Source organism: Sulfitobacter sp. GN1-4 (assembly GCF_055693825.1).
This window is the reverse complement of the sequence record NZ_JBVFUQ010000003.1, coordinates 2,769,952-2,794,670: the sequence shown is the minus strand read 5'-3', so window position 1 is coordinate 2,794,670 and position 24,719 is coordinate 2,769,952. Positions and strand designations below refer to the sequence as shown.

Genomic DNA, 24,719 nt, shown 5'->3' with positions numbered 1-24,719 from the left:
CGGTTGCGGGTTATGTGTGCGCGCCTTTTGTACCTGAGAGAAGGGGGCGTCAAGAGTGGCCACGCGCCTTTGGGGCAAAGCGTGTTGAAAGCACCAGATGCAAAAGTGCGATGGTTGAGGTGAGGCCCGCCGCCGCGCCAAGGGCCAGGATCCCGTAGGTTGCGATGACAAAGCCGCCAATGGCAGAGCCAATAGCCGCCCCGATGTAGATGGCTGCCGCATTCAGCGCCAGCACCACCGGGGCCTGTGGGCCAGCCAGGCCGATCAGGCGGGATTGTTGACCGGCCATGAAGGCCCAGCCAAAGAGGGACCAGAAAAACGACAGCCCCAACAGCAGAGGCATGCTGAAGGGCAAAAGCGAAAAGGCCGGCATGATCAGCATTTGGCTGAGGCACAGAAAGCTAAGTGTGATGCGCCACCCAAGCCTGTCTGCCAGGACGCCCCCCATGATATTGCCGCCCACCGCGCCGATCCCGAACACCAGCAACACAAACGCAATGCCGTCCCGGCCCAGGCCCATCGTGTCGCTGAGCAAGGGCGCGATGTAGGTGTAAAGAACGTAGATGCCGCCAATAAAGCTGGCGGTGAACATCACGGCCAGCATCATGCGGCCTTGTCTGAGCACTTGGCCCAGGTCGTTCATTGTCACGGGTTGAAACCGCAAGCCTGCGGGGACGCGGACCCAGATCATCCAGATCAGCGGCAGGCCAAGGGCAAAGATCATCCAGAAGGTCAGACGCCAGCCAAAGCTATAGGCCAGCCAACTGCCTGCGGGCACGCCCACCACCTGGCTGAGGGTGAGGCCAAAGAAGACCGCCGCCAGCACCTTGGCCCGCTGCGCTTCTGGGTAGAGGGCGGTCGCCACAGCGGCGGCGATGGGGGTGTAGATGCCAGCCCCCGCAGCGGCCACAATGCGGCCTAGGTTCAAGACGCCAAATGTGGGTGCCACAGCTGAGATCAGCGCGGCCAGGCAAACCAACGCGATGGCCGCAGCCAGCACCCGGCGGCGCCCGATCTGGCCGCAAAGCGCCACCAGCACTGGCGACAGCACCGCATAGGCCAGCGCATAGACCGTCAGCAGCTGTCCCGCGCTTGCGGCAGAACGTCCCATATCATCGCCCAGCGGCTCTAGAATGCCGACGATGGCAAAGCCTGCCACCCCAATCAGGAAATTCCCCAATGACAACAGAGGGATGAGAAGAGGGTCGGCGGCGCGAGATGACATCTGTTAGCCCTATCATCTGAGCCTGGCTGCGCAAGGTGGCGTGAGGGCGCGGCACAAAGGGCTGCCAGATCCTGTGCCGAGCGGCGATTGTATACCTAGATATACGTTGACTGCGACGTTTACGTGTTTAAATACGACATAAGTTCACTATCGGAAACAAAACTGGGGGCACGCATGCCAGCATATAATCGGAACTTTGAACTTTCGATCGACGACGTAGACCTGATTGAAGAATCCTTGCGTGCACGTGGCCGGGAACTTTGCCTGATGCGCCGTGCGCTGAGTGATGAGAACCCTGCAGGCATCCAAGCCATCCGTGTGATTGAGGAAGACCTGCGGCGCGGTGAGGAATTGTTGGGCCGGCTGCATGACCAGAAGGTCTTTTACCGGCCCAAGACAGTGCCCTACGTCAGCGGCTGACCCGCGTCCCGCTTAAGCGGCTGCAAAGAACGCGTAGCCCATCAACAGGCAGCACAACCAGCCGCCTGTGAAGATCAGGGGACGCAGGGGCAGTTTGGCCCAGCCTGTGACGTAGCCCACCGCGTGGGCCACGCGCAGCCAGAAAAAGGCGATGGCCGTCCAATAGGTCAGCGCCGTGAAACCATCCACGCGGTCCACCAGCAGTACCAGAATGGCAAAGGGCACACCCTGTTCCAGCAGGTTCAGGTGCGCCCGGTAGGCGCGTTGCACCCAAGGCCGGTGCAAGGCGGGGTTTGCGATGCGGATAAAACCGTCTGGTGCATCGGGGGGCAAGGACCCTTCGGGCGCGCTGTTCACGCCGACGATGTAGGGGATCCAGAGGCTGGCCGCGATCAGGGTGAGGCAGGCCAAGACGCCCAATTCTGTGGGTAAGGTTTCCATTCCTTTGTCCTTTCTGTCTGAAGCTTTTCTGAAGGCTGCTCTGAATGCTACATGGCTGCTTTCAGGCCGGTGCCGGTTTCCAGATAGGACTTGAGCGATGCCGCCAGCCGCGCCCAGCCTTCGGCCACGCCTTCGTGACCTTCGGGAAGGTCGTAGTGCTCAATCGTTAGCTTGCAGGCGGGGCCTTGGGGCTCAATCAGATACACCATCCGAGAGGCAGGCGCGCCGGGGCCAAAGAAATGCGGCTCAAACGTTGTCTCAATGCGCGTCTTCGGCTCCACCTTCGTCACGGATTGGCTGAGCATTGGGCTGCCGTCGGGCCGGATAAAGCGGATGGTTTGGCCTTCTTCTGCGCGGCCTTCTGCGATGTCGCAGGCAAAATGGTAGGCCGCCATGCACTCAGGATCGCTGAGCGCGTGCCACAGCGCGTCTTGGGTGCAACGGATAAACGTCTGCATCATGAAGTCAGGCTTTGTCATTGGGTCTGTCCTTTCCAGGGCCGATTTGAGGTTAAGCACCGCCCGGGCCGCCGGTTTTGAGCGCATCGGCTCAATCCAGCGATCAATCGTCTGTTGCAGGGGCACCGCGTTCAAATAGTGGTATTTGAAGCGGCCCTTCTTGTGGGTCACGACAAGTCCGGCGTCCTCAAGCACGTTGAGGTGCTTCATGACGCCAAAACGTGTCATCTCCAGCAGTTCCGTCAGCTCTTGCAGGGTCTGGCCGTCCTTCTTGCGCAGCGCGTCAAGCAGGGTGCGGCGGGCCTCATCGGCAAGGGCTTTGAAAACAGCGTCCATGGGGGGGTTATAAGTTACTAATTAGTCACGTGACAATATAGTCACCTAAAAATTCATCTGTTGTGCTTGCAGCGTTGCTTGCGCATGATCGAAAAAACGTGAGGGGGAGCCATGGGCGAGACGCAGTTTTTATCAACAAAACAAGGGCGAAAGCTGGCCTATCACCGCACAGAGGGCGCGGGGCCTTGCGTGGTGTTTTTGGGCGGTCTGAAATCCGACATGGAAGGCACCAAGGCGGTGTTTTTGGAGGAATGGGCGCAAAAAGAGGGGCGCGCTTTCCTGCGGTTTGACTATTCGGGTCATGGTGAGTCGTCTGAGGATTTCACCGACGGATGCATCGGCGACTGGGCTGAGGACACGCGCGAAGCGGTCGCTGCACTCACCCAAGGGCCGATCATCCCCGTTGGCTCATCCATGGGGGTGGCAGGCATTGTTGCTGGCCAAGGCGAGCCCCGAGCGGATCGCCGGGATGGTGACAATCGCGGCGGCGCCCGATTTCACCGAAGATGGCTATTGGGCCAACTTCACCCCGGCGCAAAAGCAACAGTTGGAAGAGGGCGGGCAGGTAGAGCTGCCGTCCGATTATATGGAGCCCTACATCATCACCAAACGCATGATCGAGGATGGCCGCACCCAATTGGTGCTGCGCGACGCGCTGGATCTGCCGTTTCCCGTGCGGTTCCTGCAAGGCACCGCCGACACAGCCGTCAGCGTGGATACAGCCGTGCGCCTGCTCGGGCATGCAACGGGCCCGGACATGCAGCTGCGCTTGGTCAAAGACGCAGATCACCGGTTTTCAGACGGGCCGTGCCTGGATCTGATCCTGACCGCTTTGCACGAAGTGATGGAGGCAAGCGCATGAAAAAGCTGTTGAAACGCATCGGCATCGGCCTGGGCGCCTTTGTCCTTGTGATCGGTTTGATCCTGGGAGGGCTGTTTCTGTTTGGCCCCGTGGAAGACGTGACGCTGACGGCCACCTTTGATGACACCCAGCTGGAGGGCGGTGTTGATGCCTATTTCGCCGCCCGCGAAGCGGCGTTTGATGACATCACGCCGGGCGTTGAAAAACAGGTTATCTGGGCAGGCGCGCCTGAGACGGAAACGCAGTGGTCCGTCCTATACCTGCATGGGTTTTCCGCCAGCGCGCAAGAAATCCGTCCGGTCCCTGACCGTGTGGCCGAAGCGCTGGGCGCAAACCTGGTTTTCACGCGTTTGCAAGGTCACGGGCGCAGCAGTGCTGCGATGGCTGAGGCCACCGTGCCGGGGTGGATGGCTGATGTGGCCGAAGGCTTGGCTGTCGCGCGTAAGGTGGGTGAAAAGGTGCTGGTGATCTCCACCTCAACCGGGGGGACGCTTGCGGCGGCTGCTGCGTTGGACAAAGAGCTGTCCAAAGACGTGGCCGCGATGGCGTTTATCTCGCCCAACTTTGGGATCAACAATGGCGCGGCCCCTTTGCTGACCATGCCTGCCGCACGCTATTGGTTGCCACCCTGGTAGGGGCGGAGCGCAGCTTTGAGCCGGCGAATGAGGGGCAGGCGACCTATTGGACCACGACCTATCCCAGCGTTGCCGTGCTGCCCATGGCCGCCTTGGTCAAAGAGGTGGTCGCGCTGGATTTCAGTGCCGCCAAGATACCGGCCCTGTTTTGGTACGCAGAAGAAGATCAGGTGGTCGTGGCTGAGGTGACAGGCCAGATCGCAAAGGCCTGGGGCGGGCCGCATTTCGTCGTGCACCCCGCATTGGGAGAGGGCGATGACCCCTTTGCCCATGTGGTGGCGGGTGAGATCATGTCGCCCAACCAAACCGATCTGGCGGTGGATGGCATCGTTTATTTTGTGGAAGGGTTGTGATGGAACAGCGCCTGTCTTTGATCACATTAGGCACAACAGATGCCGAACGGCTCGCGCGGTTTTATGATGCGTTGGGCTGGCGCCGGGTCGACACCCAGGATGGTGTCATTGCCTATGATCTATTGGACATGACCCTGGGCCTTTATCCGCTGGACAAGCTGGCCGAAGACATCGGCCTGCCCACCGAGGCATTGGGCCACGGGGCGATGACGCTGGGCCATAATGTGCGTGATAAGTCGGATGTTGCCGTCATTCTGGCCAAGGCTGAGGCCGCGGGCGCAAAGATCCTCAAACCCGCAAGTGATGTGTTTTGGGGCGGGCATCACGGGTATTTCGCAGACCCCGAAGGCAATATCTGGGAAGTGGCGCATAACCCGTTTTCGCCCCTGCGCGAGGATGGGGCGTTTCGCTGGAACGGCTACGGCTGATGCGCAAACCGGGCAGCATGTGGAGCCTTGAGACCTTTGGTCGCCAGCGGTTGTCCAAGTACTTTTACATGCGCGATTTCATGTTTTCTGAGATCGCAGCCTTTCATGGGCGCACCAACATCCCGGAAAACCCCGATCTGGTGTTGGAAAACGGGCGTGCGTTTTGCCAGGCGCTGCTTGATCCGTTGGAGGAAACCTTTGGCCGGGTCGCTGTGCGCTCAGGCTACCGCGCGCCTGATTTGAACCGCTATGGCAACGAAAACCGCCTGAATTGCGCGCGCAACACCCATCCGCTGGAATGCCACATCTGGGACAGAGGAGCGGGGGAGGAGGCGATTGCCGGAGCTTCTGTCGTGATCCCCTGGTTTGCCGATCAATATGATCAGGGCCGCGATTGGCGTGATCTGGCCTGGTGGTTGCATGATCATCTGCCCTATTCAGAGATGTGGTTTTTCCCAAAGCTTGCTGCCTTAAACCTGGTGTGGAGGCCAACACCCTGGCGCACGATTTCCAGCTATATCGCGCCGCGCGGGACATTGTTGCGCAAAGGGGCCAGCCCCGATGAGCCCTTGCCGCAAAGACAGGCGCGATATGCGGATTTTCCACCATTTCGGGGGCTGATTTTTCCACAGGCTCCGGTTGATATTGCGGCCCATTCAACCCGTGATATAGATGGATAAAGAAGCAGATCAGGGCGCGTAAACCCCGTGTTATTTCAGGCGAGTTTCTCTCATGGCTGAACCTTTGGTGCTTTTGCCGGGGATGATGTGCGATGCCCGGTTGTTTGGGCCTCAGATCGCTGAGCTGTCGGCTGAGATGGCCGTGATGGCCGCCCCGGTCACGCAGGGTGAGCGGATTGAGGAAATCGCATCGGGGTTGCTGGATATGTTGCCTGCGCGGTTTGCGCTGGCGGGTTTGTCGATGGGCGGGATCGTGGCGATGGAACTGCTGCGCCGCGCGCCCGATCGGATCACCCGGATTGCCTTGATGGATACCAACCCCTTGGCTGAGACACCCGTCGTCGCCGCCAACCGTGAGCCGCAGATCGTCAAGGCGCGCTCTGGTCGGTTGCTGGAGGTGATGCGCGATGAGATGAAGCCGAACTATCTGGCGCCCGGCCCGCAACGTGCTGAGGTGATGGAACTGGTGATGGACATGGCCGAGGTTCTGGGGCCTGAGGTTTTCATCCGCCAATCCCGCGCGCTGCAACGCAGGCGGGACCAGCAGGCGGTTTTGCGCAAATGCCGCGCCCCGGCGTTGGTTCTGTGCGGCGAACACGACCAGCTCTGCCCAGTGAAACGGCACACGTTCATGGCGGAACTTATCCCTTATGCGGAATTGGTGGTGCTGCCGGATGCAGGCCATCTGCCCACGCTAGAGCAGCCAGCGGCCACAACAGCGGCCCTGCGCAAATGGATGCGGCAGCCGTTGGTTTTGCAGTAAAATCAGCTGTTTGCGGCCAGAAGTGCTGCTTTTTCTTCTTTCGAAATCAGCGTCACAGGCGCGATGGGCTTGAGGGTTTTCACGTCATAAAGCGGTGTCTGTCGCCATTTGCCCGATGCGCTGGCACCCAAAGCCCGCATGACCAGCCGCACCAGCGGCCAGATGCCGATGTGTTTGGTTTTGCCGTTTGCCTTGGGCACGAAGGATTTGACGACAACGGGGCCCAGATCGGCTTTGTTTTCAAACCGTTGCGCGGTGATCGACATGAAGGCTGTCTTGGGGTTCGGCTGGCTTGAAAACATCTGCACGCCGCAGCATTTGGTTTTCCACCGCAGGATGCCTTTGGGGCTGAAGGCGAAGGGGGCCAATTGATCCAGCCCCTGGCTGACCTGCACATGCTGTGGCGGCGTGAGGTACAGGTCCAACGGCGCATCTGCTTGCTGATGTGCCCCGCAGTAATTCGCCCCCGCGCGGCAAGAGGCGCAGAAACACTCCAGATGGGCCCCTTTTTCAGGCGTGGCGGTCACGCGGCCTTTGACCTTGCCGCAAGAGCAGGAAAAGGCCGCCGTGCCCATCGCTTAGGCCGCTGCGTTTTTGTTGGCGACTTTCTTCTTGCGATACCCCGGAGGGGTCGCTTGTTCATTGTCGTCAATGAAATCAACCACAAGCGGGCGGATGTTGTTGCGCCAGCTTTTGCCGGCAAAGATGCCGTAGTGGCCTGCGCCTTCTTCGACGTGGCTGGCTTTCTTGCTGTCTGGCAGCCCGGTCAGCAGGTCGAGCGCCGCGATGCACTGGCCCGGGGCCGAGATGTCATCCTTGGAGCCTTCGACGGTTTTGACAGCGACATTCGTGATCTTGCCGATGTCCACCTTCTTGCCTTTCACGGTAAAACTGTTTGAGGCAATCTCACCTGTCTTGAACACCCGCTCCACCGTTGAGAGGTAGAATTCAGCCGTCATATCCATCACGGCCAGGTATTCATCGTAGAACTTGTTGTGCTTGTCGTGATCATGCGCATCGCCATTGGCAACGCGGGTGATCTGATCGGTGAAGGCCTTCATATGCGTCTCACCGTTCATGGAGATGAAGGAGGCCAGCTGCAAAAGCCCAGGATAGACCATGCGGCCCACGCCTGCGTATTTGAAGCCAACGCGCTGGATCATCATCTGCTCCAACTGGCCCATGGTGACGGAATGGCCGAAATCGGTCACTTCGGTGGGGGCCGCGTTGGGATCAATCGGGCCACCGATCAGCGTCAGCGTGCTGGGCTGTGCGGCGGGATCTTCCTCAGCCAGGTATGCAGTTGCAGCAAGAGCAAGCGGGGCAGGCTGGCACACGGCGATCACATGGGTGTTGGCACCAAGTTCGCGCAGGAACTCAACCAGATAGAGCGTGTAATCTTCGACGTCGAACTTGCCCGCGCTGACGGGAATGTCGCGCGCGTTGTGCCAATCTGTGATAAAGACGTCGCAATCGGGCAGCAGGCTGATCACGGTTGAACGCAGCAGCGTTGCATAGTGGCCAGACATTGGTGCCACCAAAAGCACCTTGCGTTTGGGCACCGTGCGGCCCTGCACACGGAAGTGCAGCAGATCGCCAAAGTCCCGTTTCAAAACGATTTCTTCGACAACGATGCGGTCCTGTCCGTTTGAGCCCACGAAGGGGGGATGTTCCAATCGGGCTTTGCCACCATGCGGGCGAAGGTGCGTTCGGTCACTTCTCCCCATGCAGCCATCCAGGACAGGCCGGGATTTGGAAACATCGCAAAAGCGGGATAAGATGCCATGGACAGCGCCGTGGCGCCTAACCACTGATTGGTATTTCTAACTGTTTCCATCAGGTCGTAGGTTGCCATATAGCGCATAGGGGGTCTCCTTTGGTGGCCCGGTTTTGGGCATGTCGTCGCTCCGGCCCCTTAAACGGGCGACGCTATGCTGCAAGTGCGAAGATAGGAGACAAGAGTTAACATGACAACTGAAACCACGGATCATGACGCAACGACACGAGTATCCATGGAGCGGATGTCTGAAAACCTCAAGAAATTAGAGGGGCTTACGGAGCGTCTGAGCAAAGTCATGGCGACCCGAAAGACACACCAACAAGCGCTGGATGGGCCGAATCAAGAGCTGTTTGCAAAGGCAGCACAGTCCTACATGGCTGAGGCAATTAACAATCCGGCCAAGCTGGTTGAGCATCAGATGGACTATTGGGCCAAGTCGCTGGTGCATTTTGTTGACGCGCAACAAGCGCTGGCAAGGAACCCGCTGGAAGCCCCCGAGGACCGCACGCCGACAGACCGCCGGTTTGCCAACCCCCTGTGGGAGACCAACCCCTATTTCAACTTCGTCAAGCAGCAGTATCTGATCAATTCAGAGGCCTTGGAAAAGGCCGTTGATGACATCACCGATATGGATGTGCGCGAGAAGAACCGCACTGGCCTATTTCAATCGCCAGATCATTGATCTGATGGCACCCACCAACTTTTTGGCAACCAACCCTGACGCGCTGGAACGCGCGATGGAGACGGAGGGGAGAGCCTTGTCAAAGGGCTTGAGAACCTGATCAGCGATCTGGAGGCCAATGACGGGGAATTGGTTGTGCGTCTGGCCGATGAAAGCGCGTTTGAACTGGGCGGCAACATCGCGACCAGCCCCGGCAAAGTGGTCTTTCGCAACCGGATGTTTGAGTTGATCCAGTACAGCCCCTCAACCGAGGAAGTGCACAAGACGCCGTTGCTGGTGTTCCCGCCTTGGATCAACAAATTCTACATTCTGGACCTGAAAGCGCAGAACAGCCTGGTGAAGTGGGTGGTTGATCAGGGCTATACCCTTTTCATGGTCTCGTGGGTCAATCCTGATCCCAGCTATGCGGATGTGACGATGGATACCTACGTGGAAGAGGGGTATCTGACGGCCATTGATCAGGTCAAACAGATCACAGGCGAAAAGCAGATCAACGCTGTGGGATACTGCATCGCGGGGACAACGCTGTCCCTCACACTGGGGTTGCTGAAGCAGCGGGGCGACACATCCGTCAAATCGGCGACTTTCTTTACTGCGCTCACGGATTTCTCTGATCAGGGCGAATTCCAGCCGTTCCTTACGGATGATTTCATCGATGGGATTGAGGGAGAGACCGCAGACAAGGGCATCCTGCCCTCAGTGATCATGGCGCGCACGTTTTCGTTCCTGCGTTCCAATGACTTGGTGTATGGCCCTGCCGTTAAAAGCTACATGATGGGCGAGACGCCGCCGGCCTTTGACCTGCTCTATTGGAACGGTGATGGGGCGAACCTGCCCGGGGCCATGGCGATGCAATACCTGCGCGGCCTGTGCCAGCGCAATGAACTGGCTGAGGGTGGCTTTGACATTCTGGGCCATCACGTGACCTTGGATGAGGTGGATGTGCCGCTTTGTGCAGTGGCCTGTGAGACGGATCACATCGCCCCGTGGAAGGACAGCTATCGCGGGATCCAGAAGATGGGGTCAAAGGACAAGACCTTTATCATGACCCAGTCCGGGCATATCGCAGGCATTGTGAACCCGCCGTCAAAGAAGAAGTACGGCCATTATACCAACGCCGATCTCAGCCTGGATCACAGCGCCTGGCAAGAGGGGGCTAACTTCACCGAAGGCTCTTGGTGGCCCCGGTGGGATAAGTGGCTGACAAAGCGCTCTGGCAAGATGGTTCCGGCACGCAAGCCGGGGGACAATGGGCAAGAAATTCTGGGCGATGCCCCGGGCACCTATGTGGCCAAGAAGGCAAACTACTGAATTTCTGGCGCTTTTACGCTAGGTCAGCTGATTTTGCTGCAGTGCAGAAAAAACTTGAAATGCCGCACTGCAGCATGTATATCCTTTTGCAGATGCAGCATGCGGGGCAGGACCTCGCGATATGCCGAAAGGATAAAGACATGACAAATACACCGGATATGACCGCGATGTTCAAAGACGTAATGGGTTCATTCCCAGTGGACGGCTCCGCGCTGGAAGGCGCGTTCAAGACATCCGCTTCTCTGAACGAAAAGCTTTCCACCGTTGCGCTGAGCGCTGTTGAGCAGTCTGCCGACATCTCTTCCAAGTGGACAAAAGACACCGTCGCAAAGCTGACCGAGCTGTCCAAAGCCAAGGCTGAGCCAGCTGACTACACAAAAGCGATGACAGATTTCGCATCTGCCTACGCTGAAACAGCGTCTGAGCACATGGCGGCCTTCGCTGAGGTGGCTAAGAAAGTACAGATGGACACAGTTGAATTGCTGATGTCCGCTGGCAAAGAGATGCAGGAAGAGACAACTGCAGCTGTTAAGAAAGCCACAGACGACGCATCCAAAGCCGCTAAGAAAGCGACTGCGAAGTAAGAGCGTCAACAAGAACTACGCGTCACAGATCCCTTTGTGACGTGAGCGAAAGGCGGGCACCTCGGGCCCGCCTTTTGTTTTGCGGCGGGGTAGGCGGGGCGTGCGCGGCAGGCGTTTGCGTCAGCGCCGCGCAGCAACCTGGGCCAGTTCAGTGCGCAGCACGTCAAAGACCTTGCGGATGCGCGGGGTTGATTTCACCTCAGGGTGTGCTGTCAGCCAGATGGGCAGATACCCCAGCGGATCAGGACCTGAGACGCAGACAAGATCTGGCGTTTGCTCTGCCACTGCGGCCTGGTTGAAGCCGATGCCCAGGCCCGCCTTGACCATCTGCCAACACACCACCTGGTCATCGCTGCGAAAACAGAAAAACTCCCGGTCCACATGCAGCCCCACATCCCGCATCCCGTCGATGATCAGGGTGGATTTGTCATATCCGATGATGTCATGAGACATCAGATCCTGCGGGTCCGGCCCCGGCAAGCCGCGCCGCGCGATGTAGGAGGGCGCGGCATAGGCGGCAAACCCAAGGTCCCCGCAATGGGAGGTGATCACATCCAGCTGTGAGGGGCGGTACATGCGGACGGCGATGTCAGCCTCGCGTCGCAACAGGTTGTCGGTTTCATCCGAGGCGATCAGCTCAATATCAATCTGGGGGTGCTGCGTTCGAATTCTGACCAGGATGTCGGGCAGCAAAAACGTGGCCATGATCCGGCTTGCTGTCAGCCGGACCGTGCCCGACAGCACGTCCCCTGAACCCTCCAGGCTTGCGCTGATCTGTGCCGCGGCATCAGCCATTTTGGCGGCATGCACCAACAGGTTGGCCCCGCTTTCGGTCAGGACCACCCCGGATGTTTTGCGGTCAAACAGGCGGGTGCCCAGTTTGGTTTCCAGTAATGAGATATGTCGGCTGAGCGTCGGCTGGCTGCTGCCCGTTGCCCGCGCCGCAGCCGATAGGGTGCCATGCTCGGCCACGGCGACAAAGGACTGTAGGTAGGACCAGTCTGGCTCTTGTGGGATATTCATATGTGAATGACCTATTTCCAAATTAGCGAAATGATATCCGAATATTGATGAACTACCTAGGGGGCATCACCAAGTTGGAGGATCAAATATGTCAAAAGTGATTGTTCTGGGCGCAAAAGGGCGTTTTGGGCGGGCCGCGACAGCCGCCTTTGCCGATGCGGGATGGCAGGTTCTGGCCTTTGCACGCGCATGGGACACCGCCCCTGAACGCGGGGTGCAGCCATTGACGGGCGATGTGATGGATGCGCCGACGTTGCAGGCCGCTTGTGCGGGCTGTGATGTGATCGTCAACGCCGTGAACCACCCCTATGAGGATTGGGCAGAGATGCTGCCCGGGCTGACAGCCGCTGTCATCGCCGCCGCGCAGCATACAGGGGCCACGGTGATCGTGCCGGGCAATGTCTATAACTACGGGGCCGATGCGGGTGTACACCTGACGGAGGACACCCCGTGGCGGCCCACCAGCCGCAAAGGGCAGCTGCGCGTTGAGATGGAGCAGACCTACCGCGCCTCTGGGGTGCGCACGATTGTCTTAAGGGGCGGCGATTTTCTGGAGGAAGCGGCCAGCGGCAATTGGTTTGATGCCCATATCGCGGCCAAATCGGCTGAGGGCAAAACCATGTATCCCGGCCCTCTGGATCAGGTACACGCCTGGGCCTATTTGCCTGACATGGCCCGCGCATGTGTCGCGCTGGCTGAGCAACGGGGGCGGTTTGCGCCTTTCGAAGAATTTGGCTTTCCCGGCTATGCGCTGACCGGGGCTGAGCTGGTGGGTGCCATTGAAACCGCGGTGGGCCGTCCGCAAAAAGTATCGTCGCTTCCATGGTTTGTCCTGCGCATCCTGGGACTTTTTCAGGCCACGCTGCGCGAGGTCTATGAGATGCGCTATCTGTGGCGGGTGCCGCACCGGATTGAGGGGGCAAAACTGCACGCGGCGCTGCCTGATTTCGCCCCCACACCGCTTGATGTGGCCATGAAGGAGATCCTGCCGGGCTAAATCCAGACCAAGGCGGCAACATGCTTTTCATTTCTCCCCGTTGTGCATAAGCTGCGGTGCAGCACGTCTTCGGGGAGGATCACCGTGTCGGAAAAGTCAAAGCCCTTGTTGATCAAGCGGTATGCGTCGCGGCGGCTCTATAATACAGAGACCAGCGATTATGTGACCCTTGAGGATATCGCCGGTTTTATCCGGGACGGGCGCGAGGTGCAGATTGTTGACCTGAAATCAGGGGATGATCTGACGCGCCAGTATCTGCTGCAAATCATTGCAGAGCATGAGAGCCGCGGAGAATCCGTGCTGCCGGTTGACGTTCTGAACGATCTGGTGCGCAGCTACATGTCTGGCAATGTTTCAGTCGTGCCGCAGTTCTTGCGCGCGTCTTTTGACATGCTGCGCGATGGGCAGACCAAAATGATGGAGAACATGAACTCCATCAACCCGATGGCAAAAATGCCCGGGATGGAGGCGATGCAAGCCCAGCAAGAAGCCTTTATGAAAGCGATGACTGCAGGCTGGGCCGGTGCCATGAAAACCACCACGCCGCAAGATCCTGAGCCGCAACCGGAAAGCGGTGAGGATTTGGATGCCATCAAGCAGCAGTTGGCGGATTTGCAGGATAAGCTTTCCAAGTTAAAATAGACGCTGCTGTCGGGCGTTTGGTCAGGTGGCAGTGCTGAAGGCTCTGTCGCCAGCCGTCCGGCGCGTGGCTTCAAGCGTGGCAGAGTGCGGCGTTTGTTACAGCCCCAACCGGTCGCGCATCGCGTACCATGACATTGCCAGCACCAGCAGCGGATTGCGCATCGCTGGCCCGCCGGGGAAGGGCGTGTTTGGCAGGCTGGCCATGGTGTTGAACCCGGAATCCTGACCTGTGATGGCCTTGGCCATCAACAGCCCTACCTGCGTGGCCTTGCCCACACCGTGACCAGAGTAGCCTGATGCTGAAAGGATGTTCCGGCCCACGCGCGCCAGATAGGGCAGGCGGCGCATGGTAATGGCCAGGGTGCCGCCCCAGGCGTAATCGAACTGAACGTCCTTCAGGTGCGGAAAAATCACCGACATCGGTTTGCGGACCTTTGCGGCGATGTCTTTTGGAAAGCGGTAGCCATAGCTTTCCCCACCCCCAAAGAGCAATCGGCCATCGTGTGACAGGCGGAAGTAGTTCACAACAAACCGGCTGTCGGCCACGGCGACGTCACGGGGCAGGACGTCTTTGATACCATCCCCCAAGGGCGCGGTGGCTGCGATGAAGTTGTTGATCGGCATGACCCGCGCCGCGACCTTGCGGTTGAGCCCGCCCAGATAACCGTTGCAGGCCAGGATCACATGATCTGCGATTACATGCCCCGCGTCGGTCTGGACTTTAAGCGTTTTGCCTTCTTCGATGTGATGCACGGCGCTGCCTTCGTGCAGCCGCGCGCCTGCGGCATCTGCTGCCTTTGCCAGGCCCAGGGCGAAGTTCAGGGGGTGCAAATGCGCGGCCCCCATATCAAGAACGCCGCCAAGATAGTCAGGCGAGGGGCAGACCGTTTGCAAGGCTGTGCGGTCCAGCACCTCTGTCTGGGTATAGCCATAGTGTTTTTCGAGATGGTCGGCATATTTGAAAAGCGCATCCACGTCGGCCTGGGTTGAAGCGGTATGCGCGACGCCGGGTTTGAGGTGGCAGTCGATCTGGTGTTTGGCGATCAGTTCTTTGACCAGTGCTTTTGCCTCTTCGGCCAGCGTCCAAAGCTGGCGGGCGGCATCCAATCCGACCAGCGTTTCCAGCGCGTCTTGGTCCATGCGTTGGCCCGTACCCAGCTGCCCGCCGTTGCGCCCTGAGGCGCCAAACCCCACGCGCTGCGCGTCCAGCAGCACCACATCGCGGCCGGCCTGCGCCAGATGCAGGGCCGCCGACAGGCCCGTGTAGCCACCGCCGATCACACAGACATCTGCCTTGGTTGCCCCCTTTAGCGGGGCAAAGCGCGCCAATGGCGTCGCCGTGGCGGCGTACCAGCTTGCAGGATAGGCACCGCGCGTATCGTTTGCGTAAAGCAGGTTCATGGATCAGACGTTGAGCAGCAGATGCTCGCGTTCCCAGGGGAGATTACTTGCAAGAACTCTTCGTATTCGGCCCGTTTCACAATGCTGTAGACGCGGGCGAATTCGGGGCTCAGCACCTCATGCAGAGCGGTCGCTTGGTCAAATAGATCCAGCGCCTGGCCCAGGACCTGGGGGATGTCCCCATCCCCATCATAGGCGTCGCCCTTGAACTCATCTTGCGGCAACACGCCTTCGGTCAGACCAAGATAGCCGCAGGCAAGTGAGGCTGCGATGCCGAGGTAGGGGTTGCAATCCATGCCCGCCAGCCGGTTTTCGACCCGGCGCGCCTTGGGGCCAGACAGCGGCACGCGGATGCCGGTGGTGCGGTTGTCGCGGCCCCATTCCAGGTTGATGGGCGCTGCGTGGTCTTTGACGTAGCGACGGTAGCTGTTCACATAGGGTGCGATCACGGCCAGTGCAGAGGGCATGTGGTTTTGCATCCCGGCAATGTAGTGCAGGAAGGCTTGCGTTTCTGAGCCGTCGGGATTGGAGAAGATATTCTCGCCGGTTTTGCTGTCCAGAATGGAATGATGGATGTGCATCGCTGAACCAGGTTCATCCGCGATGGGTTTGGCCATGAAGGTGGCATAGCAATCGTGGCGCATCGCCGCTTCGCGGATCAGACGCTTGAAGTAGAACACTTCGTCGGCAAGCTTGACCGGGTCACCATGCAGCAGATTGATCTCTAGCTGCCCGGCACCGCCTTCCTGGGTGATGCCGTCAATTTCAAACCCTTGGGCTTCGGCAAAATCATAGATGTCGTCGATCACCGGGCCGAATTCGTCCACCGCCGTCATGGAATAGGCCTGGCGCGCGGCGGCGGGGCGGCCTGAGCGGCCGATCATCGGCTCAATTTCATGGGCAGGGTCGAGGTTGCGGGCGACCAGAAAGAACTCCATCTCAGGGGCCACAACCGGCTCCCAGCCCTTGTCACGATAAAGATCCACCACCCGTTTGAGCACGTTGCGCGGCGAGAATTCGACCGGCTTTTCATTCCGGTCATAGGCGTCGTGGATAACCTGTAGCGTCCAGTCCCCCGTCCAGGGCGCTGCGCTGGCTGTGGTCATGTCGGGCTTGAGGATCATGTCCTTTTCAATAAAGCCTTCATCCCCCGCAGCCTCACCCCAGTCGCCGGTGATGGTCTGGTAGAAAATGCTGTCAGGCAGGTGGAAAAAATCCTGCCGGTCGAATTTCGACGCAGGCACCGCTTTGCCCCGGGCGATGCCGGGCAGGTCAGAGATGATACATTCCACTTCGTCCAGACGTTTCCCATCAAGATAGACCTGGGCAGGCTCGGGCAGACGTTTGATCCAGTCGGCCATCAGGCCCTCTCTTTCTTAAAGAACGCGGCCATCTTCTGGGCGACGGTTTCTTGTGCCAATGGGGTGCCAAGGCGGTCGCGGGCAGCCGATAGTTGATCGTCAGGCACCACGCCGCGGCCGCGATAGGAAATCAGCCCTTCGATAAAGTCATGGCCGTATTCGGGGTGCGGCTGGATGGTCCAAAACACATCATCATAGATCAGCGCGGCATTGGCGCAGAAATCCGTACTGGACATGACCTGGGCTTGCTGGGGTTTTTCGACCACCTGATCCTGGTGCCAGGCATTGATGGTAACCGTTTCACCGTCCAGCGGATAATCCACCGCGCCAACCGACCAACCCTTGGCGAATTTCTCAACCTTGCCGCCCATGGCCTGCGCGATGATCTGATGCCCAAAACAGACGCCAATCATCGGCACACGTTTGTCAAAGCAGGTGCGGATGAACGCCTCAAGCGGGGGGATCGAGGGGTGATCCTCATAGGCCCCATGGCGTGAGCCGGTGATGAGCCAGCCATCAGCCTCATCCACCTTAGCAGGCAGTTCGCCGCCCTCAACATCCCAGCTGGCATAGGTAAAGGACTGGTCCCCCAGCAACCGTTCAAAATAGGCGTCATATCGGCCGTTGTGGGCCATTTCGGCAGGGGGATGCCCCGTCATCAGAATACCGATTTTCATGCCAGCACCTTACACTGTCCCCAAATAGATCTCGACCTGTTCTTCCGGCGTCAGCTCAGCCATATCGCGCAGCTCTTGCCGTTTGGTCAGGACATAGTTGCGCATCAGATCCGTCGGGAAAATCCGCGCCATATGCGGATCGGCCTCAAAGGTGTCGATCGCGGTTTTCCAGTCGCCGGGGATCTGCGGCAAATCCTGCGTATAGGCATTGCCGGTGATGGGGGCAGGGGGCTCTGCGCCATCCTCAATCCCGTTCAGGGCGGCCCCGAGGACGGCGGCCAGCATCAGGTAGGGGTTCACATCGCCGCCGGCCACGCGATGTTCGATCCTGCGCGCACTGGCGGGGCCAGAGGGGATGCGGATTGCCGAAGTGCGGTTTTCATAGGCCCAGCTGATGCCCGTCGGGGCGTGGGCACCGGGCACCATGCGGTCAAAGCTGTTGGCATGGGGCGCAAAGATCAACGCAGACCCGGGCATCGCCGCCAGACAGCCCGCAACCGCGTGGCGCAGCGCGGGCGTGCCGTCGGGTCCGCCGTTGTCAAAGATGTTCTGCCCCTCTTCATCCAAAACGGAGAAATGCATATGCAAGCCAGAGCCTGAATAATCCGCATAGGGTTTGGCCATAAAGCTCGCGGCAAAGCCGTGCCTGCGGGCCAGACCAGAGACCAACATCTTAAAGAGCCAAGCATCGTCCGCCGCACGCAAGGCATCGTCGCCGTGCATCAGGTTAATCTCAAACTGGCCCAGGCCCGCTTCGGAAATGGCGGTGTCTGCGGGGATGTCCATCGCTTCGCAGGCATCATAGAGATCGTTGAAAAAGGCATCGAACTGATCCAGCGCCCGCATGCTGAGGATATCGCCCGCCTGACGCCGTTTGCCCGACCGGGGTGAGGGAGGGATTTGCAGGGTGCGGCCTGAGTCGTCGATCAGAAAGAACTCAAGCTCAACCGCACAAACAGGCGTCAGACCTTTGGCCTTATACCGTTGCACAACCGCGTTCAGCGCATGCCGGGGATCGCCTGCAAAGGGGCGGCCATCGTCGTGATACATCCAGATGGGCAACAGGGCGGCTGGTGTTTCCAGCCAGGGCATGGGCAGGAACCCGCGTTCTGTTGGTTTCAAAACGCCGTCTTTGTCACCGCTGTCCAGCACCAAGGGGCTGTCTTCGATATCCTCGCCCCAGATATCCAGGTTCAGGACAGAGAACGGGAACCGCGTGCCCCCCTTGAGCGCCTTATCGGCGTAGCGGGTGGGAATACGTTTGCCACGTGGCTGCCCGTTCAGATCCGCCGCAGCGACCCGGATGGAGCGGATATGAGGGTTCTTGCGAAGCCAATCGTTCATCAGACACCATTAAGGCCGCAGTCATCGGGCGGTGGTCTGTACCGCCCTGGCAACCGCTGGCCAAATAATTTGATCAAATTTTGATACTACCTGATCAGGTTGGGACGCAAGCGCAATTTTGGTGTCTCAGATTTGGGCAAATGGCGGTTTAGCCGTCCGTTCACCAGCCCAAAGAGGCCGATAATGATCAGGGTCAGCAGGATGAAATACCCCGCCAGGATCGGATAGGGGACGAAGGGGTTGAATGTCTTGTCCGCGAAATACTGCGCATAATAAAGCGCATCGGCGCGCTGTTGCAGTGCGGGAAAGCCGCTGAAATAGACCAGCGTGGTGGCGTGAAAGAGAAAGATCGCCTCATTGGTATAGGCGGGCCAGGCCAGCCGCAGCATGGTGGGCCAGATCACCCGCCGAAACCGGGACCACCCGGTTAGGCCGTAAGCATCTGCCGCCTCAATATCGCCTTTGGGCACCGATTGCAGCGCGCCGTAGAAAATCTCACCCGTGTAGGCCGCGGTGTTCAGAAACAGCACAATCAACGCGCCCATCCACGCAGCTGAGAGGGGGTCAAAGATCGGTGAGACTTGCTTAAGGCTTAGAAACAGGAAGTAGGCAAAGAAGAACTGAATAAAGAGCGGTGAGCCTCGGAACAGAAAGATAAACCATTCAGCTGGTTTGCGGATCAGCGGGTTGGCGTTGGCTTTGCCAACACCGACAGCCGTGGCCAGGAAAAAGCCCAGACACAGGGCGACAGTGCCAAAGTAGATGTTCCACAGCATACCTGAGCCGATGAGCGTGACTTGTTCGCACAGCGTGAAGCCTTCGCGCGGCAACAGCCGTTCGCCATAGCCAAGCGATCGCAGCCCATAGTCCTGGATCGTTTGCCAGCAACTCATGCCGTTTTCCTTTGCGCTTCGCCCGCCAGGGTGGCCTGGCCACGGGTCAGACGCAGCATGAGCCGGTCAAGGACAACTTCGGACACGCGCGTGAAGGCAAGATAGAAGATCAGCAAGGCCAGGAAATACCAGACCCGCCAGTCGGGATGCGGATAGTCAGTGAAGCGGGGCGTTTTGGCGCTGCCCAGTTCGCGGGCCCAATAGACGATGTCTTCGACGCCCAGCAGGAACAAAAGCGGTGTCGCCTTGATCAGGACCATCCAAAGATTGCTGAGGCCCGGCAGGGCAAAGACCCACATTTGCGGCACGGTGATGCGCCAGAAGGATTGGCGCGGTGACATGCCGTAGGCCTCTGCCGTTTCGATCTGGGCGCGCGGCACCGCACGCATGGCCCCAAAAAGAACATTTGCGGCAAAGGCCCCAAAAACGATGGCAAAGGTCAGCACCGCCAGCGCAAATCCGTAAGCCTCATGCACGGTTTGCGGCGCGCTGCCCAGGGGCATTTTGGCGGCTTGGCACACGATAAAATCGCTGCCCTGGCGGATAGGTTCATCCCAGTCGGGACATTTCCATTTGTGACGCAGGTATTCGATCCCCTGATCCAGAGCGATCACGAAGAACAAAAAGAACGCGATGTCCGGCACGCCGCGCACAACAGCGATGTAGCCTTTGCCAAACCAGCGCAGCGGCATCAGCCGCGACCGTGCGGCCATCGCGCCGCCAAAGCCAAAGGCGAGGGCCGTGGGCGCTGTGACAGCCAACAGCAGCAACACCGTGCCGAAGGCCGAATAGAACGCCATGTGCTTGCCCGTCGTCAGATAGCAGCTGAGCCAGGTCAGCCCTTCCAACGTGTCAGGGTCAGCGCAGTAGGTGAACATCTATAGGGTCTCGGGCTGAGGGGCGCAAAAAAACGGGGGCGGATGTGACCGCCCCCGTCTGAGGGGTTTATTCGTAGACGGCAGCGTCTTCGCCGAACCACTTGATGATGGCGGCATTGAGCGTGCCATCTTCTTTCATGGAGGTGATCGCGGCGTCGAACTTCGCTTTCAGCTCAGCGTCGCTTTCGCGCAGACCCATGCCAACGCCACCGCCCAGAGGCACGTCTTCGCCTGCAAAGGTCAGCTCACCACCGGATTCCTCAACCGTCGGGGCCAGGGCGTCTTTGTCGGCAAAAACCGCATCCGCTTCGCCTGACATGACCGCAGCAACGGTTTCGTCATAGGTGGCAAATTCCAGCAATGTCGCACCGGATTCCGCGATAAAGCCCGCCTGGATGGTGTTCGTCTGGGCCGCGATGATGCCGCCTTCCAGATCTGCATCTGTGGATTTCGCCACGAAGGCAGAAGAGGCTGGTGGGATGTAGTTCTGTGTGAAATCAATTACTTCGTCACGTTCGTCGGTGATGGACATGCCTGCGATGATCGTGTCGTAGTTGCCTGATGTCAGGTTGGGGATGATGCTGTCCCAATCGTTGAGCACCCATTCACAGGTCAGCTCAGCGCGGGCGCAAAGCTCATCGCCGACTTCGCGCTCAAAGCCGTCAACTTCGCCGTCGTCATTGAGGAAGTTGTAGGGAGGGTAGGCCCCCTCAGTTCCCATACGGATGGTTTTCGCATGGCCGTCTGCCAGCGCAAATCCAGCTGTCATCGCCAGTGCTGCGGCGGAAAGGACAAGTGTTTTCATTGGTGATACTCCCGTTTTTCGGTTGGTTACGTTGCGAGGGTTGCAGACAAGAACCCGCGCAGGCGTTCTGATTTGGGCGCGCCGAACAACGTCTCAGGCGGCCCTTCTTCTTCGATCAATCCTTGATGCAGAAAGATGACGTGATCTGACACATCCGCGGCCAGCTTCATGTCGTGGGTCACGATGATCATGGTGCGGCCTTCGCGGGCCAGGTCCTTGATCACCTTGATCACTTCTTGTTCCAACTCTGGATCCAGCGCTGAGGTGGGTTCGTCAAAAAGCAGCGCTTCGGGTTCCATGCACAGCCCACGGGCAATCGCCGCCCGTTGTTGTTGCCCACCCGATAGCTGCGCGGGATAGACGTCGCATTTGTCGCTGATGCCAACCTTTTCAAGGTATTTGCGCGCAGCGGCCTCCACCTCGGCTCGGTCGCGTTTCAAGACGGTCAGCGGGGCTTCCATCACGTTTTGCAAGATGGACATGTGCGACCACAGATTGAACTGCTGGAACACCATCGACAGGTTGGTGCGGATGCGCATGACCTGTTTGGCATCGCCGGGGCGGCGGAAATGCCCGTCACCTTTCCAAGTGACCGGTTCGCCTTTGAACAAGATCTCGCCCTGTTGGCTGTCTTCCAGCAGGTTGCAGCAGCGCAGCAGGGTTGATTTGCCGGACCCTGACGAGCCGATGAGCGAAATAACCTCGCCCCGGTTTGCAGTCAGGCTAACGCCTTTGAGGACTTCCAAAGCACCATAGGCTTTGTGCAAGCCGTTGATTTGGATCACCGGGCGTGTGGTTGTCACTGAATGGTCTCTTCCTGATTCCAAGAGGTATAAAGCGGCAGTTTCACACCAATTGCAATGCAGATCGGGTGCGCTGGGGTCAGCTCACGCTAGGTCAAGAAAGAATTTGCGCGGTTAAGAGGCGTTTTGCACCCGCTGGCGCGCCATGCCGCTGTCGGCGTCCGTGACACCCAAAAGGCTGGCAATCAGTCGCAGCAATGCGTTTTCCTCATCCGACCGGGCACCGTCGGCCAAAACCACTTTCCACAAGGCTTCTATCACACCCAGCCGGTGATCATAGGGCACCGCGTCCTTGATCGCGCGGGTAAAGCGGACCGTGTCCGGGGCTTCGCCTTCCAGGGTTTCGGCATCTTTCAGCAAGGCTGCCGCGTCGTCCTGGCCAAGACCGTAACGGGTGATGATGATGTCGCGGATCATCTCCTGCTCGGACTGGGCGTAGTGGTTATCAGACCGGGCGACACGCACCAAAAGCGCGCTCAGCGCAAGACGCGCGTCGGTATCGGGCAGCGGGGCGGGGTCCGGCTCTGTCAGCCGTTTGAGGAAATCACCAAACATGAACCGGATATAGTCAGCCCGCGGGAAAAGGCCAAGTCACCCAGACCCAGTGGCCGCAATCCGAAGCGCTTCGATGTCAATGTCGGTCAGGCCAAGGGCTTTTTCGATCTCTTGCAACTGGGCCTCTTCGCTGCTGTCCATATGCCCGTCGGCCTGTGCAACGCTCCACATCGCGGCCCCCAAGGCAAGCCTGTCGGCATAATCCACTTCTTCACGCAGGATCTGCGCAAACTCGGGCGTTTCAGGCGCATCGCGTTCCAGCGCTTCGCAGGTGGCGCGCAGCTTGGCCGCGTCGATCGGACCAATATCGAACGTGTGGCTAAGGATGCGGTCGATCTGGCCAATTTCGCCGGGGTGATAATTGCGGTCGGCAAAAGCGACACGGACCAAAAGCGCACCCAAGGCCAGTTGCGCATTGGGTTGGGGCAGCGGGGCCGGCGCAGGTGCGCGGCGCGGGAAGAGACGTTCAAACATACGAAAGGGTTAACTCAGGTCCGGGATTTTTCCAAACCGTATCGTATCAATGGCAAGGCCTTGAGGATCTTGGTTGGTGATGATGAAGCCTGCTAGATCGGCCTGACCGGTGCTGCGCAAGAAGCCAACGGCGAATTCTCCAGTTGGCGAGATTGGCACCACCCCCACCTGCGCGCCGTCGCGGCTGTAGAAACTGACATAGGCGACGCCATCCTCGCCCCCGCGCAGATCGAAGGCCAGGGCGGATTGGTCTTCGTCAAAAAGCACGGCAATGGCCCCTTCGCCCTGAGCCTCGCGTCTGGGAAAGCCCGCGGGGCCAAAGCCGTTGATCACCGTCTCACCGTAAAATTTCACGACCGACAGGTTTTCCCCCTTGGCCCCGGGCATCATGGTGAGCGGCCCAAATGCGCTGCCGCTGACGCGGTCGTGCGCGCCCTCCGGGCTTAGGTTTTGGCCCATGAAGCGTTCCCCAAAGCTGGCCCCGTCAAGTTTGAGCACATCTGGGATATAGCGCCCCGGTCCCATGCCGCTGCTGACGTCTTCAAAGGTGATGACGCGGGGCAGGCTGAGGCTGTCTGGATCAACCAGACAAACCGGGGCCCCGCAGGCCAGAGCGGCACCGGGAAGCAGGGCGAAACATGCAGCAAACAGTGGTCTCATGTGCAAAGGTTAGCACAAGTTTTGCAATGCGCACCCTAGAAGTGTGGATGCGCGGCGCAAATGCGATCCGCGTGCCCATCTCTTTGGCAGATTTTCCGGCGCTTATGAGAGATTTCGGGTAGGTGCACAGGAACCAGCAGCGCTGACAGTGTTCCTAACAGCAGACGTGGGCGAGCCTGCGTGCCACCTCATGTGCCGAGCTAAACGCACGCCACGCTATTTCAACCGCGCAAACTTGTCAGACAGACGTTTGGCTTCCTCTGCCAGTCCGTAGGGTGGATTGATCACAAAAAGCCCCGATCCCACCATCCCGTGGCCCGGCTTGGCCGGTGGAAAGCGGACCTCCGCGCGCAATGCTTCAGGGTGGTCCTGTGTAAGAGCGCGGAGCATCGGATGATGCGCGCCATTGGTCAGCACCGGATACCACAGCGCGATGATCCCCACATTCCAGGCCTTGGCGTATTTGGCGATATGACGCGGAATGGTCTTGTAGTCGTCCTTGACCTCAAAACTGGGATCGATCAACAACAGCCCCCGCCGCGGGGTGGGCGGGGTGAGCGTATGGGCCAAGGCAAAACCATCCTGCTGGTAGATTTTTGCGGCAAAGGGTGACATCGCGAGCGTTAACGCGGCATGCTCTTGTGGGTGAAGCTCGGCCAGGTGCAGGCTGTCCGTCTCACGAAGCAGATGTGCGGCAATCATCGGAGAGCCAGGGTAGCTGCGCGGCCCATGCTCTTGCCGAATGTCCTGCAGCACTTGCAAATAGGGGTGGGCCGCATCAAACCACCCGATGCCCTTTTCAATGCCCTGCGCCGCTTCGCCGGTTTTCAGCGCGGCCGCATCCCCCAAATCATACAGCGCCCGGCCACTGTGGGTCTCAATATAGCTAAGCGGTTTATCTTTGCGGGTCAGATAACTCAGCATCCACGCCAGCAGTGCGTGTTTGTGGACATCAGCCAGATTGCCCGCATGAAAGGCGTGTTGGTAGGATAGCATGGGCCAGATGTGCTTGGGCCGCGCCTGGGATGCAAGCGAATTGCGCAAGGATGCCTCTATCCGCTGTGCGCCCCAGGTATCGGGGTGCGCGGGGCCTACGTTGCTTTTGAGTTTTAGAGGAAAGATGAAGCGGGACGGTGTCGCTTCATCTTTCCCTTATAATTTTTCCACAGAGGCTGCACGTGGCACCCTTTGCGTTCAATCACGCAAAGCGCTGCGTTCTGGATTTAGGACAAGTTTGCGTTCGGCGTC

At 59.1% G+C, this 24,719-nt stretch carries 27 protein-coding genes and 4 pseudogenes; 13 read left to right on the top strand and 18 right to left on the bottom strand.

The window, feature by feature from the left end:
• Positions 1 to 49: 49 nt before the first annotated feature.
• On the bottom strand, positions 50 to 1,225 hold the full coding sequence (locus ACZ1HM_RS14330; protein WP_472743367.1) for an MFS transporter: 1,176 nt from the start codon (positions 1,223 to 1,225) through the stop codon (positions 50 to 52).
• Between the two features lie 174 nt (positions 1,226 to 1,399).
• Between ACZ1HM_RS14330 and ACZ1HM_RS14325 the strand changes: the two genes are divergently transcribed.
• Complete coding sequence (locus ACZ1HM_RS14325; RefSeq protein WP_472743366.1) at positions 1,400 to 1,645, top strand: hypothetical protein; 246 nt, start codon at positions 1,400 to 1,402, stop codon at positions 1,643 to 1,645.
• A gap of 12 nt (positions 1,646 to 1,657) precedes the next feature.
• On the opposite strand, the gene ACZ1HM_RS14320 is transcribed toward ACZ1HM_RS14325, so the two are convergent.
• Together ACZ1HM_RS14320 and ACZ1HM_RS14315 are read right to left on the bottom strand one after the other, a co-directional pair.
• On the bottom strand, positions 1,658 to 2,086 hold the full coding sequence (locus ACZ1HM_RS14320) for an MAPEG family protein (RefSeq protein WP_472743365.1): 429 nt from the start codon (positions 2,084 to 2,086) through the stop codon (positions 1,658 to 1,660).
• A gap of 47 nt (positions 2,087 to 2,133) precedes the next feature.
• Entirely contained in the window at positions 2,134 to 2,880 is a 747-nt protein-coding gene (locus ACZ1HM_RS14315; RefSeq protein WP_472743364.1) for an ArsR/SmtB family transcription factor, read from the bottom strand.
• A gap of 111 nt (positions 2,881 to 2,991) precedes the next feature.
• Between ACZ1HM_RS14315 and ACZ1HM_RS14310 the strand changes: the two are divergent.
• The 6 genes and pseudogenes from ACZ1HM_RS14310 to ACZ1HM_RS14285 all read left to right on the top strand — a co-directional run bounded on the left by ACZ1HM_RS14310 (position 2,992) and on the right by ACZ1HM_RS14285 (position 6,601).
• Positions 2,992 to 3,742: pseudogene (locus ACZ1HM_RS14310) on the top strand (alpha/beta hydrolase).
• Complete coding sequence (locus ACZ1HM_RS14305; RefSeq protein WP_472743363.1) at positions 3,739 to 4,377, top strand: alpha/beta hydrolase; 639 nt, start codon at positions 3,739 to 3,741, stop codon at positions 4,375 to 4,377. Before ACZ1HM_RS14310 ends, ACZ1HM_RS14305 begins: the two are co-directional and overlap by 4 nt.
• Positions 4,359 to 4,730, top strand: coding sequence for a hypothetical protein (locus tag ACZ1HM_RS14300; protein WP_472743362.1), 372 nt, complete (start codon positions 4,359 to 4,361; stop codon positions 4,728 to 4,730). Before ACZ1HM_RS14305 ends, ACZ1HM_RS14300 begins: the two co-directional genes overlap by 19 nt.
• On the top strand, positions 4,730 to 5,158 hold the full coding sequence (locus ACZ1HM_RS14295; RefSeq protein ID WP_472743361.1) for a VOC family protein: 429 nt from the start codon (positions 4,730 to 4,732) through the stop codon (positions 5,156 to 5,158). The genes ACZ1HM_RS14300 and ACZ1HM_RS14295 overlap by 1 nt, the downstream gene beginning before the upstream one ends.
• Before the next feature lie 17 nt (positions 5,159 to 5,175).
• On the top strand, positions 5,176 to 5,838 hold the full coding sequence (locus ACZ1HM_RS14290; protein WP_472744627.1) for a hypothetical protein: 663 nt from the start codon (positions 5,176 to 5,178) through the stop codon (positions 5,836 to 5,838).
• 52 nt (positions 5,839 to 5,890) lie between these two features.
• A complete protein-coding gene (locus tag ACZ1HM_RS14285; protein ID WP_472743360.1) occupies positions 5,891 to 6,601 on the top strand; it encodes an alpha/beta fold hydrolase in 711 nt (236 codons plus the stop codon).
• A 2-nt stretch (positions 6,602 to 6,603) separates the two neighbouring features.
• Here the strand turns inward: ACZ1HM_RS14285 and ACZ1HM_RS14280 are convergent, their stop codons facing one another.
• Together ACZ1HM_RS14280 and phaZ are read right to left on the bottom strand one after the other, a co-directional pair.
• Positions 6,604 to 7,176, bottom strand: coding sequence for a DUF6151 family protein (locus ACZ1HM_RS14280; protein WP_472743359.1), 573 nt, complete (start codon positions 7,174 to 7,176; stop codon positions 6,604 to 6,606).
• Between the two features lie 3 nt (positions 7,177 to 7,179).
• A pseudogene (gene phaZ, locus ACZ1HM_RS14275) lies at positions 7,180 to 8,465 on the bottom strand (polyhydroxyalkanoate depolymerase).
• A gap of 103 nt (positions 8,466 to 8,568) precedes the next feature.
• On the opposite strand from phaZ, the gene ACZ1HM_RS14270 reads away from it, so the two are divergent.
• The 4 genes and pseudogenes from ACZ1HM_RS14270 (at position 8,569) to ACZ1HM_RS14255 (ending at position 10,958) form a co-directional block, all read left to right on the top strand.
• The gene (locus tag ACZ1HM_RS14270; protein WP_472743358.1) at positions 8,569 to 9,063 is read left to right on the top strand and encodes a hypothetical protein; all 495 of its coding nucleotides are present in this window, start codon (positions 8,569 to 8,571) and stop codon (positions 9,061 to 9,063) included.
• Positions 8,996 to 9,351, top strand: a pseudogene (locus ACZ1HM_RS14265) (class I poly(R)-hydroxyalkanoic acid synthase); the annotation flags it as partial. The gene ACZ1HM_RS14270 and the pseudogene ACZ1HM_RS14265, both read left to right, overlap by 68 nt.
• A complete protein-coding gene (locus ACZ1HM_RS14260) occupies positions 9,340 to 10,374 on the top strand; it encodes a PHA/PHB synthase family protein (protein WP_472744626.1) in 1,035 nt (344 codons plus the stop codon). The pseudogene ACZ1HM_RS14265 and the gene ACZ1HM_RS14260, both read left to right, overlap by 12 nt.
• Positions 10,375 to 10,514: 140 nt before the next feature.
• Positions 10,515 to 10,958 (top strand): phasin, PhaP, encoded by a 444-nt coding sequence (locus ACZ1HM_RS14255; RefSeq protein ID WP_472743357.1) that lies wholly within the window; start codon positions 10,515 to 10,517, stop codon positions 10,956 to 10,958.
• Positions 10,959 to 11,078: 120 nt separating this feature from the next.
• On the opposite strand, the gene ACZ1HM_RS14250 is transcribed toward ACZ1HM_RS14255, so the two are convergent.
• A complete protein-coding gene (locus tag ACZ1HM_RS14250; RefSeq protein WP_472743356.1) occupies positions 11,079 to 11,981 on the bottom strand; it encodes a LysR family transcriptional regulator in 903 nt (300 codons plus the stop codon).
• Positions 11,982 to 12,069: 88 nt separating this feature from the next.
• Between ACZ1HM_RS14250 and ACZ1HM_RS14245 the strand changes: the two genes are divergently transcribed.
• The gene (locus ACZ1HM_RS14245) at positions 12,070 to 12,978 is read left to right on the top strand and encodes an NAD(P)H-binding protein (protein ID WP_472743355.1); all 909 of its coding nucleotides are present in this window, start codon (positions 12,070 to 12,072) and stop codon (positions 12,976 to 12,978) included.
• A gap of 84 nt (positions 12,979 to 13,062) precedes the next feature.
• Positions 13,063 to 13,620 carry a polyhydroxyalkanoate synthesis repressor PhaR gene (gene phaR, locus ACZ1HM_RS14240; protein WP_472743354.1) on the top strand — a complete coding sequence of 186 codons (558 nt, stop codon included), beginning with the start codon at positions 13,063 to 13,065 and terminating at the stop codon, positions 13,618 to 13,620.
• 96 nt (positions 13,621 to 13,716) lie between these two features.
• Here the strand turns inward: phaR and ACZ1HM_RS14235 are convergent, their stop codons facing one another.
• From ACZ1HM_RS14235 to ACZ1HM_RS14180, 12 genes and pseudogenes are all read right to left on the bottom strand, one after another.
• A complete protein-coding gene (locus tag ACZ1HM_RS14235) occupies positions 13,717 to 15,021 on the bottom strand; it encodes an NAD(P)/FAD-dependent oxidoreductase (protein ID WP_472743353.1) in 1,305 nt (434 codons plus the stop codon).
• Positions 15,022 to 15,024: 3 nt separating this feature from the next.
• Positions 15,025 to 16,382 (bottom strand): annotated as a pseudogene (locus ACZ1HM_RS14230) (glutamine synthetase family protein).
• Positions 16,382 to 17,059 (bottom strand): type 1 glutamine amidotransferase, encoded by a 678-nt coding sequence (locus ACZ1HM_RS14225; protein WP_472743352.1) that lies wholly within the window; start codon positions 17,057 to 17,059, stop codon positions 16,382 to 16,384. Before ACZ1HM_RS14225 ends, ACZ1HM_RS14230 begins: the two are co-directional and overlap by 1 nt.
• Before the next feature lie 9 nt (positions 17,060 to 17,068).
• Positions 17,069 to 18,403, bottom strand: coding sequence for a glutamine synthetase family protein (locus ACZ1HM_RS14220; RefSeq protein ID WP_472743351.1), 1,335 nt, complete (start codon positions 18,401 to 18,403; stop codon positions 17,069 to 17,071).
• Between the two features lie 86 nt (positions 18,404 to 18,489).
• Positions 18,490 to 19,296: an ABC transporter permease gene (locus tag ACZ1HM_RS14215; protein ID WP_472743350.1), complete on the bottom strand. Its 807-nt coding sequence runs from the start codon at positions 19,294 to 19,296 to the stop codon at positions 18,490 to 18,492.
• A complete protein-coding gene (locus tag ACZ1HM_RS14210; RefSeq protein ID WP_472743349.1) occupies positions 19,293 to 20,174 on the bottom strand; it encodes an ABC transporter permease in 882 nt (293 codons plus the stop codon). Before ACZ1HM_RS14210 ends, ACZ1HM_RS14215 begins: the two co-directional genes overlap by 4 nt.
• A 67-nt stretch (positions 20,175 to 20,241) precedes the next feature.
• Positions 20,242 to 20,979 carry a transporter substrate-binding domain-containing protein gene (locus ACZ1HM_RS14205; protein ID WP_472743348.1) on the bottom strand — a complete coding sequence of 246 codons (738 nt, stop codon included), beginning with the start codon at positions 20,977 to 20,979 and terminating at the stop codon, positions 20,242 to 20,244.
• Between the two features lie 26 nt (positions 20,980 to 21,005).
• On the bottom strand, positions 21,006 to 21,782 hold the full coding sequence (locus ACZ1HM_RS14200; protein WP_472743347.1) for an ABC transporter ATP-binding protein: 777 nt from the start codon (positions 21,780 to 21,782) through the stop codon (positions 21,006 to 21,008).
• 114 nt (positions 21,783 to 21,896) lie between these two features.
• A complete protein-coding gene (locus ACZ1HM_RS14195) occupies positions 21,897 to 22,337 on the bottom strand; it encodes a tellurite resistance TerB family protein (RefSeq protein ID WP_472743346.1) in 441 nt (146 codons plus the stop codon).
• A 36-nt stretch (positions 22,338 to 22,373) separates the two neighbouring features.
• The gene (locus ACZ1HM_RS14190; protein WP_472743345.1) at positions 22,374 to 22,811 is read right to left on the bottom strand and encodes a tellurite resistance TerB family protein; all 438 of its coding nucleotides are present in this window, start codon (positions 22,809 to 22,811) and stop codon (positions 22,374 to 22,376) included.
• 9 nt (positions 22,812 to 22,820) lie between these two features.
• Positions 22,821 to 23,471 (bottom strand): hypothetical protein, encoded by a 651-nt coding sequence (locus ACZ1HM_RS14185; protein WP_472743344.1) that lies wholly within the window; start codon positions 23,469 to 23,471, stop codon positions 22,821 to 22,823.
• A 216-nt stretch (positions 23,472 to 23,687) separates the two neighbouring features.
• A complete protein-coding gene (locus tag ACZ1HM_RS14180) occupies positions 23,688 to 24,467 on the bottom strand; it encodes a 23S rRNA (adenine(2030)-N(6))-methyltransferase RlmJ (protein WP_472743343.1) in 780 nt (259 codons plus the stop codon).
• Positions 24,468 to 24,719: the final 252 nt, after the last annotated feature.

Bases quoted from the DNA above. Each gene is read 5' to 3' on its own strand.
- ACZ1HM_RS14210 (WP_472743349.1), bottom strand. From the start codon at position 20,174: ATGTTCACCTACTGCGCTGACCCTGACACGTTGGAAGGGCTGACCTGG.
- ACZ1HM_RS14290 (WP_472744627.1), top strand. From the start codon at position 5,176: ATGTGGAGCCTTGAGACCTTTGGTCGCCAGCGGTTGTCCAAGTACTTT.
- ACZ1HM_RS14330 (WP_472743367.1), bottom strand. From the start codon at position 1,225: ATGTCATCTCGCGCCGCCGACCCTCTTCTCATCCCTCTGTTGTCATTG.
- ACZ1HM_RS14235 (WP_472743353.1), bottom strand. From the start codon at position 15,021: ATGAACCTGCTTTACGCAAACGATACGCGCGGTGCCTATCCTGCAAGC.
- ACZ1HM_RS14295 (WP_472743361.1), top strand. From the start codon at position 4,730: ATGGAACAGCGCCTGTCTTTGATCACATTAGGCACAACAGATGCCGAA.
- ACZ1HM_RS14285 (WP_472743360.1), top strand. From the start codon at position 5,891: ATGGCTGAACCTTTGGTGCTTTTGCCGGGGATGATGTGCGATGCCCGG.
- ACZ1HM_RS14220 (WP_472743351.1), bottom strand. From the start codon at position 18,403: ATGAACGATTGGCTTCGCAAGAACCCTCATATCCGCTCCATCCGGGTC.
- ACZ1HM_RS14225 (WP_472743352.1), bottom strand. From the start codon at position 17,059: ATGAAAATCGGTATTCTGATGACGGGGCATCCCCCTGCCGAAATGGCC.
- ACZ1HM_RS14305 (WP_472743363.1), top strand. From the start codon at position 3,739: ATGAAAAAGCTGTTGAAACGCATCGGCATCGGCCTGGGCGCCTTTGTC.
- ACZ1HM_RS14280 (WP_472743359.1), bottom strand. From the start codon at position 7,176: ATGGGCACGGCGGCCTTTTCCTGCTCTTGCGGCAAGGTCAAAGGCCGC.
- ACZ1HM_RS14180 (WP_472743343.1), bottom strand. From the start codon at position 24,467: ATGCTATCCTACCAACACGCCTTTCATGCGGGCAATCTGGCTGATGTC.
- ACZ1HM_RS14325 (WP_472743366.1), top strand. From the start codon at position 1,400: ATGCCAGCATATAATCGGAACTTTGAACTTTCGATCGACGACGTAGAC.
- ACZ1HM_RS14205 (WP_472743348.1), bottom strand. From the start codon at position 20,979: ATGAAAACACTTGTCCTTTCCGCCGCAGCACTGGCGATGACAGCTGGA.
- ACZ1HM_RS14185 (WP_472743344.1), bottom strand. From the start codon at position 23,471: ATGAGACCACTGTTTGCTGCATGTTTCGCCCTGCTTCCCGGTGCCGCT.
- ACZ1HM_RS14215 (WP_472743350.1), bottom strand. From the start codon at position 19,296: ATGAGTTGCTGGCAAACGATCCAGGACTATGGGCTGCGATCGCTTGGC.
- ACZ1HM_RS14195 (WP_472743346.1), bottom strand. From the start codon at position 22,337: ATGTTTGGTGATTTCCTCAAACGGCTGACAGAGCCGGACCCCGCCCCG.
- ACZ1HM_RS14315 (WP_472743364.1), bottom strand. From the start codon at position 2,880: ATGGACGCTGTTTTCAAAGCCCTTGCCGATGAGGCCCGCCGCACCCTG.
- ACZ1HM_RS14245 (WP_472743355.1), top strand. From the start codon at position 12,070: ATGTCAAAAGTGATTGTTCTGGGCGCAAAAGGGCGTTTTGGGCGGGCC.
- ACZ1HM_RS14255 (WP_472743357.1), top strand. From the start codon at position 10,515: ATGACAAATACACCGGATATGACCGCGATGTTCAAAGACGTAATGGGT.
- ACZ1HM_RS14250 (WP_472743356.1), bottom strand. From the start codon at position 11,981: ATGAATATCCCACAAGAGCCAGACTGGTCCTACCTACAGTCCTTTGTC.
- ACZ1HM_RS14190 (WP_472743345.1), bottom strand. From the start codon at position 22,811: ATGTTTGAACGTCTCTTCCCGCGCCGCGCACCTGCGCCGGCCCCGCTG.
- ACZ1HM_RS14270 (WP_472743358.1), top strand. From the start codon at position 8,569: ATGACAACTGAAACCACGGATCATGACGCAACGACACGAGTATCCATG.
- ACZ1HM_RS14320 (WP_472743365.1), bottom strand. From the start codon at position 2,086: ATGGAAACCTTACCCACAGAATTGGGCGTCTTGGCCTGCCTCACCCTG.